We start from the raw sequence: 11,335 nt of genomic DNA, 5'->3' as shown, positions 1-11,335 counted from the left end.
ACGAAATTCACCTCCCTGCCAAGTCGCAGGGAGCACTCTTTCGGCTATAGGTAGCGTCTTTTGGAAAGATGCATCAGAGACAAGCGGAGGTTAAATTTTTGTCGGATGCAGCCAGCCCCGTGGGCTGACTGTAAACCCCGAAAATCAGGCAAAAGGACGGATACCCACTTTATTGCGAATATCCTGAAGGAAGGGCGCTGCTTCAGCACGGGCCTTGTCCGCACCTTTTTTCAGCTCAGCTTCAATGAATGCCGGGTCAGCCATCAGATCGTTGTAACGCTCTCGAGGGTCCCTGAGTAGATTGTTGATGTAATCAAAGAGTTCATTTTTCAAATCCCCCCAACCAGCACCGGCTTCATACTGCTCACGTTTTTCAGCCACCTCTTCTTCCGTCGCAAAGGCTGAAAAGATCTGGAACAGAGTACAGGTTTCCGGATCTTTAGGTTCACCCGGCTCCAGAGAGTTGGTTTTAATCTTGCGAATCAGCTTGAGCAGCTTTTTCTCAGGCACAAACAATGGAATGGTGTTGTCGTAGCTCTTGCTCATCTTGCGGCCATCAAGACCATTCAGAACAGCCGTGTTTTCACCCACTACGGCTTCTGGCAGCACAAATTGAGTCTTGTAGTGATGGTTCATCCGACCCGCAATATCCCGAGCCATTTCCAGATGCTGAACCTGATCACGGCCGACTGGAACACGGTTGGCATTGAACATCAGGATGTCCGCCGCCATCAGAATCGGGTAATTAAACAGCCCCATCAGGACGCCCTTGTCCAGGTCAGACTCGCCCGCTTCCTGATTGGTCTGGGTAGCAGCCTTGTAAGCATGGGCACGATTCATAAGACCTTTTGCGGTCATACAACCCACAACCCAGTTCAGCTCCATGATTTCCGGGATATCAGACTGGCGATAGAAAGTGACTCGATCAGTATCAAGACCCAGGGCCAGCCAGGTAGCAGCAATTTCCAACCCGGATTGATGAATGCGCTTGGGGTCACGCCCCTTGATCAGGGCATGGTAGTCCGCCAGAAACAGGTAGGACTGAATGTTTTCGTCAAGGCTTTCTTCAATCGCAGGACGGATAGCCCCCACATAATTGCCCAGATGCGGCGTGCCTGTGGTGGTAATACCGGTTAATACTTTGGTCTTTGTCATGGGGTCACTCATGGGCCTCATGAAGTGGCAATGAGCACTTCACTGAAAACTGGAAGGCGGCATTATAGAAGAGGCAAGGCATGCAGCTCAACCAGGACTCTGAGGCCTGAATTTTTTTAACCGGCGAATAGTAAGTAGCTAACCCGCTGGTTTCTTGTGACAGCGCTTCCTGCAACAGACGGGTTTTTTTGGGCAGCTAAAACCGGGGCAGGTAATATGGTCGCAGACGTGAGAATTCTCGGGGCAATCAGCCCAACCGGTAAAAAGAGAGCACCGAAAAATGCCGCAGCCATTACCATTACACAGATCACATTTGGTAGAGAACTTTTCTACACTGCACTCGCATCTGGGGCAGTCAGAATGGAACGATTCACTCTCACATTTGGAGCAGAAATCATCTTCGTCACTATAGCTGTTGCTACCACTCTCTCTATCGCTCCCTCTATCGCTAGTGCTGACCCTATCGCCATCGGTCTGGTCGCCTGGAGTACGGAAGAAAGGTGATAAATACAGCGCACCAACAAATAACCCGCATGACTTCTGACCATTATCTGATACAGTTTCATATCCAAATTCAAACCCTTTGCCGGGAGTAGACTGGACGCAGATGTCCGGGTGCCCCGTGTTCTGGTCTGTGCCCTTGGACACGTAATAATAGCTGTTGCCGTTTTTTTCAATATGAGCAAAGGAAGTGAGCCAGGTGGCAAGCTGCTCATAAGTTGTGTCAAGCCAATCGAATTTGGCGGTGACCTGTGTGTCCACGACTGTAGCATTGATTAATCGCGGGTATTCACAGACAGAGGAACCGGGTTCGGTTCCCGGGATGACCTTACCAATTACATTGCCAGCATCTACTCCTTGGCCGGAAGGCATGCACACCAAAACATTGGGATGAGCAGCCTTAACGATGTCTGCCGCTGATTCGCCAGCATCTTTCATAATGCCAGAGCCGCAATCAGCTTGCATGTCCCTGGGACAGGTATCGGCACGAACATTGAGGGTAATTGTGGACAATAAAAGCAGCGTAAAAAAAAGCCTATGCATGAGGGGTTTCATAAATAACTCTTTTTTCATTGTTCAGTAAAACGGATGCAGGGAAAGAGCAAAAAACGTCAAGCGACTTTTTATAGAATCAATTTAAAAACGAACGACAAAAGTCACCTTAATCATGCACTAAAAGTCTGGGGAATTCGTCAGCTTGATTCTGAGCAGCCAAGACTAAACATGCACCGACTGATCATAGCAAACGCCTGACAAGTCTGCCCGAACAGGACATTCTCATGATGTGTCGTATCTTATTTTTATTGGTTTTATCCCATCCGGCATCACACAGCCGCCCCTGACAGAGCAGGTGTGCACTGGACTCTCAGACTTCTCACTATTCAATTGACTTTCATGGCAAACAATTGCGTTGCAACGGCTCTCCTGCTCAACGATCTGAAGCGGAGCAGCAGGAATAAAGCAGAAAGCGTCAGTGCCAGTACTAGTCCAATCCAGAGCCCGTGGGGGCCCATGGGTTCATCGGCAATAAAATCCGTCAGCCCCAGGGTATAGCCCAGTGGCAGGGCTATACCCCAGCAAGCAATCAGAATTATGATCATCGGTACCCGGGTATCTTTGTAGCCCCTTAAGGCACCATTGGAAGCAACCTGAATACCATCGGCGTACTGGAAGAGTGCAGCAAAAATCAGCAACTGGGCAGCCAGTGCTTTAACTGCAGCATCCTGGGTATAGAGCGATGTCAGAGCATCGGCAAACGCCCACATCACAGCCGCTATCAGAGTAGCAGTCAGCAGGGTCGCTACGATACCAGAATACCCTGAGAATCTCGCAGCCTGAGGATCACCGGCACCCAAAGCCTGACCTACCCGGATGGTTATTCCCATGGACATACTCAACGGCACCATAAAGGCCATGCTGGCGAGATTCAATGCAATCTGGTGACCTGCGACGGTCACTGCTCCCAGTTTGCCGATGACCAGAGCCACTGCCGAGAAGATACTGGCTTCAAAAAAGATGGCCAGACCGATGGGGACACCCAGTTTCAGGTGAATAACAATACGGCTCATTGCAGGCCATTCAAAGCGATCAAACAGATTCACTTCTGTATGCTTTTGATTGAACCGGGTATAGCAGAACATCAACAGGCACATGATCCAAAAGCAAATGGCTGTTGCATAACCACAGCCTACGCTACCCATTTCAGGAAAGCCGAATTTGCCATAGATCAATACATAATTAACCGGAATGTTGATCAACAAACCGACAAAGCTGATGAGCATGGCCGGTTTGGTAATAGCGCGCCCTTCGCAATAGCTGACCATGGTTTGATATAAACAGATGCCGGGTACCCCCCAGGCCAATGCTTCCAGGTAGGCTTCCGTCTTAGCAGCCATTTCGGCATTGATTTCCAGAACATTGAGCAGTGGCATAGGGTTCATCATCAAGACCATGCCGACCACACTTAACGCCAGAGAAAGCCACATGGCCTGTCGAACCGGTGAAGCAATCAGGTCAACTTTTTGGGCGCCAAACAGATGGGCGACTGTCGGTGTCGTCGCCATTAGGATACCCCTGATTAACAGATAAATCGGGACCCAGATACTGGAGCCAATGGCTACTGCCGCCAGATCTTGTGCAGAATATTGACCCGCCATACTGGTATCCACAAAGCCCATGCCAGTGGTCGCCAGTTGCGCACCCAGAATCGGGGCTGATAAATAAATAAGTTCTCTAAGTTCCCTGGAATATCGTTGGTATAAAGTTGGGTTGGCTGTCATTTTCTCTCACTGCTATGGTGTGCTTTTACCAAAACTGAACCGGGATAAAAGTGGAACCATCTTATCAGTCACATGACAGCATTTGATATGGCTAATTTGCCGTTACTTTCTGGGGTCCGGCGCGGGATTTCTACTTATTTCCTTTGCCATCAGAGGCCGATCACATCGCCTTTTGACGACATATTTGCTACTGTCGGTGGATGCCTGAATTACCTGAAGTTGAAACGACCCGCAGGGGCATTGCACCTCATATTGTAGGTCAGACCGTGTCGGATGTTATCGTCCGCAATCCGCAACTGCGCTGGCCGGTTTCGGAACATTTAAAGCAGCATTTATCTGGCCGGGTTATCCGTTCTGTCGCAAGACGAGCGAAGTATCTTCTGATCAGAACCGACGCTGGAACCCTGCTGGTTCACCTGGGGATGTCCGGAAGCCTGCGCATATTGAAAGAACCACAGGAAGCCCGGAAACATGACCATATCGACCTGGTTTTCAGTCATGGGATAACGCTGAGATACACCGACCCGAGGAGGTTCGGGGCGGTTCTGTGGGTCGACGACGATATCATGAAACATGACTTGTTAAGCAAACTCGGTCCGGAACCTCTCGGTGATGAATTCACAGCCCGTAGGCTTCATCTCAAATCCCGGGGAAAAAAACAGCCGGTAAAAACGTTCATCATGGACAACCATGTGGTCGTCGGGGTCGGGAACATCTACGCCAACGAAGCCCTGTTCAAAGCAGGTATCCGGCCTGACAGGCCCTGCGGAAAAATTTCCAGAGCCCGCTACGAGCGACTGACCGAAAGCATCAAAGAGACTCTGGCAAAAGCCATTGAGCAGGGTGGAACCACCCTGAGGGATTTTGTCGGGGGTGACGGCAAGCCAGGCTATTTCAAACAAGAACTGGCTGTTTATGGACGCAAGGGGGAACCCTGCGTTCATTGCTCAACACCGATAGTTGAGATCCGGCTGGGTAATCGCTGTACCTGCTACTGTAAAAGATGCCAGCGGTAATCCAAAGAAAGAACATGATGATGACTGGCGATCAGGAGCATGACTTTCGGGAAATACACCGCTTCTTCCTTCACTATCAGCCAAAATTTCCTGAGCGGGGATGTAACGGGCCTTTTGAGCAATAGACATCACTATAGAAACAAAATAGACTCGCACCGCTGGTTGGGGTGTCCGGGATGAATGTTTCCCGGACTGAGAGAGACCCATTGAACCTGAACCGGATGATGCCGGCGTAGGAAACCGAACAATGACGATGACTAATGAGACGCCTGTCGCCCTTACCATTGCCGGATCAGACAGTGGTGGTGGTGCCGGTATACAGGCAGACCTGAAAGCCTTTTCAGCACTGGGCGCTTATGGCTGCAGTGTCATTACCGCTCTGACTGCCCAGAATACTCAGGGCGTTCAGGGTATCCTTGACGTTGAACCCGCCTTTGTCCGTCAACAGCTGGATTCAGTATTCTCGGACCTCGCTATCAGGGCCGTAAAAGTGGGCATGTTGAGCCAGCCAGATGTTATCACGACGGTAGCGGATACTCTGACTCACTTCGGTCCGGCTTATCTTGTGGTTGACCCTGTAATGGTGGCTACCAGCGGTGATGTTCTGCTACAACAGGCCGCTATTGAGACCCTCAGGCAATCACTGATTCCCAAAGCCAGCCTGATCACACCCAACCTGCATGAAGCTGCGGTGCTGCTTGATCGTCCATTGCCCAAAAATCCCGACCAGATGATCGATATGATTGAGCCTCTTCTGGCGCTGGGCTCTGAAGCGGTCCTTCTGAAAGGTGGTCACCTGAGTGGCGACAATAGTGATAATAAGGCCGTCGATTTTTATCACGACGGTACGTCTCTGCACCGACTGGAATCCAACTGGATAAACACCAGTAACACTCACGGTACAGGCTGTACATTGTCCTCAGCCATTACCGCATTACTGGCTCGTGGTTACACCATGAGAGAAGCCATCCCAGAGGCTAAAAAATACATTGCGCAAGCCATTGCCCACGCCGATCAGCTGAACATAGGCCAAGGCAACGGACCTGTACACCACTTCTACAAAATCTGGTGATCTGGTCTGAATGTTTGATGTCGCAGTAAGAGATGCTGCTTTGCCTGTCTGGCATCAAAAAAGTAAATCAGATTTCATCGTGATACGGTAGTTGCTTTATCTGTTCCAGTGACTGCACTGGAACTCTTACAGCGTTGTTTCTGTCAAATACCTTACTTTCTGGATTGTATTCTTCGTAGATAAATTCCTTATCATCAGCTTTTAGAATTCTGGTAGTAGCTAAAAAACCATCAGGCGGGCAAATACATTCGTTTGGGCGTGGTTTAATATTATCTGGATCAGCGTCTTTGCAGCCATAGTCTAAGATCAACTTTTCCTCTGAGTCTCTCGGGAAAAACCATACACCAGAAATACCTATTACTTTATGACTAAGTCCCGGAATGTCCATAACTACATCATATCTGCCGTATAATACGTCCCGACTACAGTATTCTCTGAAACCTCTAATTCGAAACTTTGTCGGGTTTGTAGTGCGACGAGGTGGGTGGTAAGTTATATATTTCTTAACAGGTGAATTATCTCTGACAAGCCAAGTGCCTATTATCTGTTTTTCTACTTCATCAGCGTGCAAACAAGTAAAAGACAGAAGTATTACTATACAAGCTGCATATTTAAGTTTCATTGTCAGTTCCCCGGTATCGAAAAACATATAGATCAATGAAATATATATTAAGTCCCAGAGATGCCTGACAAAAAATACCAGAGGACAGCACTGTCTCACTGCCTCTGATCCTGGCAATAGACGGAATTAAACACCTGCCCCGTCAGGCAAAACTAACTGGTCAGGTATTTAATATTCTGGCTGAAGATCCTTGTCCAAAACTCTGAGCAGACCGGTTAGTGATCGAATTTCATAATCAGGTCTGCGATCGCCACTGAATGCCTTATCAGCAGGATTAAACCAGACGGTACCAATTCCCAATGCTCCGGCACCTGCCACATCGGCTTTCAGGCAGTCTCCTACATGAAGGGTCTCGTCCGGAGTAACTCCGGCACGTTCCATGGCTTTCAAAAATAGAGTCGGTTCCGGTTTCAGACTGTTGTAATCTTCTGCCTTGAGAGCAAAATCAAAAAACTCACTGACCGATAATTTCTCTACATCGACATTACCATTAGTGACCGCAGCCAGAGTGTAGTCTGCTGACAGGTGAGAGAGAACCGGCTGAACTTCCGGAAAACATTTCACATCATGACGCCACTCCATAAACTCCCGCATCAGGTCACCGGCAATTTCTTCAGCTCTTGATTCAGGACAATCACAGTTTTGCAGAACCTTCTGCAGAGAAAACCGGCGCAGTTCCGTAATCTGATATCTGAGCTCCGGACGATCTTCCAACAGTTTGACCCGATACTCGAACACTTCTTTGGGTGTCATTCTCTCGTGGGTTTCTGGCCAGTATTCACAGAGTTTTTTCCAGGCTTTCTGTTCTGCCCGAATCAGCACTGGCATGTTTTCCCAGAGTGTGTCATCCAGATCGAAAGTGATCAGCTTTATCATTGTTTTTTCCTTTTGGGCTCTTTGTTAGCTGAAGGCTCTTTGTTAGCTGAAGGCTCTTGATCTTCGGTCAGTCTTTCCTCTTTGTGAGACTTTTCATAAACAGAGGACTCCTTACTGACTCTCTGTGCTCTCGGATGAGCCTTATCATATACGTCGGCCAGATGCTGAAAATCAAGATGGGTATATATCTGGGTGGTGGCGATATCACTGTGCCCCAGCAGCTCCTGAACTGCCCTCAGATCGCCACTGGACTCCAGCAGATGACTGGCAAAAGAGTGTCTCAAAAGGTGAGGATGCATTCGTCCTGAGAGTCCGGCTTCTCTGGAAAGCTGGCTCACACGGTTTTGCACCTGACGGGCACTGATACGATGTCCCTGTTTTGAGAGAAACAGCGCCTCGCTGTCTTTTTCAGGAAAAATAACTCTGACGGACAGCCATTTTTTTATGGCTTCACGAGCCTTTCGACCCACTGGCAACAATCGTTCTTTTCTGCCCTTGCCCAGAACTGTCACCTGCCTGAACTCATCCTGAAAACTGTTGAGATCCAATCCAACCAATTCCGCCAGGCGCAGTCCTGAGGAGTAGAAGAGTTCAAGGATAGCCAGATCCCTGATCACTAATGGATCATCATCATTCCGATCAAGAAGCGCAGTGAGTTGATCGGCATCCATGGTGACAGGCAGCTTCCTGCCCACCTTGGGTGCGGTGACCCTCTGGGCAGGGTTATCTTTAACCTTTTCCTCACGGTTAAGATAACGATAAAAGCTACGAACGGATGAAAGCAGACGATGCAGACTCTTCTGCCCAAGACCCTTGCCATGTAATTCTGCCAGCCATGTCCGCAGCTGACGCTCTTCCAGCTTTTGCCAGTGAGTAATGCCAAGCGTCTCAGCCTGTCTGAGTAATTTGCCCAGATCTCTTTGATACGCCGAGCAGGTGTGAATAGAGCTGTTTTTTTCAAACTTGAGATAATTGAGAAAAGCATCAATATCCTGTTGCAGGAAGGGCATGACATAACCTTTGGTAACGGCTTCTGTTCATCATTCACTAACGCCTGTCGCCATGCAATATCGAAAACGATAGTTCTTTTGAAATTCCACAGGGTTTCACTAACCTTTTATCTTCAATTCGCGCAAGACCCAAACCCTCGATCTCTGCAGTGGGAAAAGCGAAGATTTCAGTAATCACCTGAGTTTTCTGGCTTCGGGGAGTGGGCCAACACTTAACCTGAACTTGGCCATGGCAGTGGTTGGAACTAATTATTGGATAAATAGTCCAAGTTATATCTGATTCGGTTTGACTCAATCAGGTTGGTACTGCAAGGACAATTTTGAGCGTGATGTCAGTCATCCACAACGGATGCAAAACACAGCATATGCGCACCGTGCGAGGGAAGTAAAATGGATTTTTATCAGTTAAATGGTTTGACTCAACAGCTGCATACATTGGACATGGAGCCACCCACCGGCTTTTCAGCAGATGACTCGGTTCAGTACCTTGGCTGGCAGGTAAAGCGACAAGCCGACATCACCGCACCATCAGAGAAAACCTACAATACTGCTGGCAGTAAGCAGTTATTTGAACGGCAGGTTAATCTTCAACCCGATCCTGAGACGCAACGCTCTGATTCAAAAGCGGAAGCTATACAGATAACCGCCAGGAATCTGGTGGATCAATTTCAATTTGAAGCAATTGAAAAGTCACCCACCAATGAGGTGCTATGTGCCGTTTTTCTAGAGTGCCTGAAACTTGATGTTGTGGGTACGGTAAAAAGGTTATCCAGAACAAATTCTCTAAGTTGGGCTGAAAAACTCGAGATTATGTTGGCTGCTGAAGAAGCGTATAAAGGTCCACTTTTAGAGTGCAATTGGATAGTTTTGAGTATTCCTTTATCCATCGGATTTGAGAAGGCAAAGAACCTGTTTCAGCGTCTACCTGATATGCCTTCTCTGCCAGAGGTGGACAATGTCATTAATGAGCAGTTGACAGCATTAAGCCCTGATAAAATGTTCAGGGACAGACTTTTGGAGGTCAGACAAACCCTTAAATCGGAAAACAACGAACTTTCCGGACAGCTGTTGAGTGAAGTTGACAATATTGGAAAAAAATTTATCACAAGAGTTGGATGGAACGGCCGTTTATCAGACGTTGATGATTATATCGATTCTCAAATCTATGCAAGAAGATTGCTGTATCTCTATGCAGCATGTTCCGGTTTTTCAAAGCAGGCTGATATTGCTGAGTTAATGTCGTACATTAGATCTGTTCTTTATATCATCGAGCCAAATAACGAAGTTCCAGATAACATCTGGCATATAGCTAAAGAGCTGGCCTACTTGTCGAAACAACCCGCCTCCATCGATTATTGCCGTTATATTGGTGCCGTGGCCAATGTATTGAAAGCACCTGCACCTGTTGCTTTACAGTTTGCAAAGCTCAGACAACTCAGTGATCTCAAAGGGTTTGCTTTACTTGAAAGCAAACCGCTGGACAAGTACCTAACCGTACTCAGAGCAAACATTAATAAGATGGCCCCGGAATATTCGCAGGTATTGCTCGATGCAGTTGACGGCCTGGAAAACGAATGTGCTCGTATATCACTACCTGAAGGCAAGCCCGATATTAAAGCGAAAGTGCATCGACTTTTGATGATTATTGCCGCTTGTAAATCTTCCGAAAAAATAATGGATGCTTCAGTGTTGAATTATTTTGTCAGGGCCATCATGAAACATAGCAATAAAAAAAATATTCCCTATCTGATCAGTGGCTTGGCCCGCCTGGTTCAGAGTACCCCGAAAATACAGAAAATACTGGGTGAGCCCGAAATCAAGGGCGGAGATCATTTGCGACTGGCCCCGCTGCAATGGCTGGCATTTGTACCCGATACCATCTCGGAAGATGACATTCAGGAACTCTGCGCATCTTTGCAAGCTTCCGGCGCTAGCAGGCGACAAATGAAAGATGGCAAGGTTTTCCATCATTGGCTGGCTACTCTTGAGCAAGCATTGGCCAGCAAGGTTATGAATAAGGCCATGGTAATGCCAATCCTGAAACAGCTCACACAAAGTCTGACTTATGAAAAACTGGTTTGGCTTTACATGATATTCAACATGGGAGAGAGGTTTAATACATTTCTGGACAGCATGGGCTTTAGCTGTCAGAAGGAAGGATTACCCATGTTGATCGCTGAAAAAGGGATGGACGCTTTGGTGGGAGCCAATAAAGGGTTCTCGCAGTGGCTAATGAAACAACGACATTACCATCTCCTGCCTCTATACATGGCAACCATGATAGAAGAGGGGAATAGAGAAATTACAGACCTTGTCTACGAGTTTATAGAGACCAGTACTAACAATACTTTTATCAGGAGCAGGCAATCACCGCAGAACAATCCACACTTGCAGGCCGTTTACAAGGACTTCCCCCAATTCAAAGCAGGTTGGCGGGCGAACTTCAGTGACTTCAGTGAGAAAACCCGAAACAAGCTGTTGTCCCGGGAAGAAACTCTGGAGCTGACAGAAGACCCCTGGGATCTTTTTATCAGTGGACTTGAAGTTAAAACCTGTCTATCACCGGATGGCCTGAAGAGTTATAGATCTGGATTGATGAGCTATGTGATGGATGGACGCAATGCCATGATTGTCAAAAAGAACCAAAAAGGAAATATTCTCAGCAGAAGCGTTATTCGCATGGTGTTTGATCAGGATGATCGCCCCGCGTTATTTCTTGAGAAGGGCTATCCCGATGGGAATAATTTGTTGTTCTCCTCTGCCGGAGAAGGCGAATCAGGAAGACGTTGAAACAGGTTCTTTGC

General features: G+C 47.8%; 9 protein-coding genes and 1 riboswitch. Of the genes, 3 read left to right on the top strand and 6 right to left on the bottom strand.

Going from position 1 to position 11,335, the window contains the following annotated elements; genetic code table 11:
- Positions 1–144: 144 nt before the first annotated feature.
- The 3 genes from KDK19_RS23770 to KDK19_RS23760 form a co-directional block, all read right to left on the bottom strand.
- Complete coding sequence (locus KDK19_RS23770; RefSeq protein WP_257255344.1) at positions 145–1,155, bottom strand: tryptophan--tRNA ligase; 1,011 nt, start codon at positions 1,153–1,155, stop codon at positions 145–147.
- A gap of 138 nt (positions 1,156–1,293) precedes the next feature.
- Positions 1,294–2,211: a hypothetical protein gene (locus tag KDK19_RS23765; RefSeq protein WP_257276328.1), complete on the bottom strand. Its 918-nt coding sequence runs from the start codon at positions 2,209–2,211 to the stop codon at positions 1,294–1,296.
- A gap of 326 nt (positions 2,212–2,537) precedes the next feature.
- Complete coding sequence (locus tag KDK19_RS23760; RefSeq protein ID WP_257255346.1) at positions 2,538–3,935, bottom strand: MATE family efflux transporter; 1,398 nt, start codon at positions 3,933–3,935, stop codon at positions 2,538–2,540.
- A gap of 200 nt (positions 3,936–4,135) precedes the next feature.
- On the opposite strand from KDK19_RS23760, the gene mutM reads away from it, so the two are divergent.
- Positions 4,136–4,951, top strand: coding sequence for a bifunctional DNA-formamidopyrimidine glycosylase/DNA-(apurinic or apyrimidinic site) lyase (gene mutM / locus KDK19_RS23755; RefSeq protein ID WP_257255347.1), 816 nt, complete (start codon positions 4,136–4,138; stop codon positions 4,949–4,951).
- 153 nt (positions 4,952–5,104) lie between these two features.
- A riboswitch (TPP riboswitch) is annotated at positions 5,105–5,207 on the top strand.
- The gene (gene thiD, locus KDK19_RS23750) at positions 5,199–6,023 is read left to right on the top strand and encodes a bifunctional hydroxymethylpyrimidine kinase/phosphomethylpyrimidine kinase (RefSeq protein ID WP_306674612.1); all 825 of its coding nucleotides are present in this window, start codon (positions 5,199–5,201) and stop codon (positions 6,021–6,023) included. (Overlaps the previous riboswitch by 9 nt.)
- A gap of 67 nt (positions 6,024–6,090) precedes the next feature.
- On the opposite strand, the gene KDK19_RS23745 is transcribed toward thiD, so the two are convergent.
- The 3 genes from KDK19_RS23745 to xerC all read right to left on the bottom strand — a co-directional run bounded on the left by KDK19_RS23745 (position 6,091) and on the right by xerC (position 8,531).
- Entirely contained in the window at positions 6,091–6,645 is a 555-nt protein-coding gene (locus KDK19_RS23745; protein ID WP_257255349.1) for a hypothetical protein, read from the bottom strand.
- Positions 6,646–6,813: 168 nt separating this feature from the next.
- Positions 6,814–7,521, bottom strand: coding sequence for an HAD family hydrolase (locus KDK19_RS23740; protein ID WP_257255350.1), 708 nt, complete (start codon positions 7,519–7,521; stop codon positions 6,814–6,816).
- On the bottom strand, positions 7,518–8,531 hold the full coding sequence (gene xerC / locus KDK19_RS23735) for a tyrosine recombinase XerC (protein WP_257255351.1): 1,014 nt from the start codon (positions 8,529–8,531) through the stop codon (positions 7,518–7,520). Before xerC ends, KDK19_RS23740 begins: the two co-directional genes overlap by 4 nt.
- A gap of 390 nt (positions 8,532–8,921) precedes the next feature.
- On the opposite strand from xerC, the gene KDK19_RS23730 reads away from it, so the two are divergent.
- Entirely contained in the window at positions 8,922–11,321 is a 2,400-nt protein-coding gene (locus tag KDK19_RS23730) for a hypothetical protein (protein WP_257293094.1), read from the top strand.
- Positions 11,322–11,335: the final 14 nt, after the last annotated feature.

Source organism: Endozoicomonas sp. ONNA1, from assembly GCF_024606325.1.
GTDB lineage: Bacteria > Pseudomonadota > Gammaproteobacteria > Pseudomonadales > Endozoicomonadaceae > Endozoicomonas_A.
Note: the sequence above shows the minus strand (reverse complement) of the source record. Positions and strands in the feature narration are given on the sequence as shown.

Coding starts and splice junctions, on each gene's coding strand:
- KDK19_RS23770 (WP_257255344.1), bottom strand. CDS start 1,155: ATGACAAAGACCAAAGTATTAACCGGTATTACCACCACAGGCACGCCG.
- KDK19_RS23765 (WP_257276328.1), bottom strand. CDS start 2,211: ATGAAACCCCTCATGCATAGGCTTTTTTTTACGCTGCTTTTATTGTCC.
- KDK19_RS23760 (WP_257255346.1), bottom strand. CDS start 3,935: ATGACAGCCAACCCAACTTTATACCAACGATATTCCAGGGAACTTAGA.
- mutM (WP_257255347.1), top strand. CDS start 4,136: ATGCCTGAATTACCTGAAGTTGAAACGACCCGCAGGGGCATTGCACCT.
- thiD (WP_306674612.1), top strand. CDS start 5,199: ATGACGATGACTAATGAGACGCCTGTCGCCCTTACCATTGCCGGATCA.
- KDK19_RS23745 (WP_257255349.1), bottom strand. CDS start 6,645: ATGAAACTTAAATATGCAGCTTGTATAGTAATACTTCTGTCTTTTACT.
- KDK19_RS23740 (WP_257255350.1), bottom strand. CDS start 7,521: ATGATAAAGCTGATCACTTTCGATCTGGATGACACACTCTGGGAAAAC.
- xerC (WP_257255351.1), bottom strand. CDS start 8,531: ATGCCCTTCCTGCAACAGGATATTGATGCTTTTCTCAATTATCTCAAG.
- KDK19_RS23730 (WP_257293094.1), top strand. CDS start 8,922: ATGGATTTTTATCAGTTAAATGGTTTGACTCAACAGCTGCATACATTG.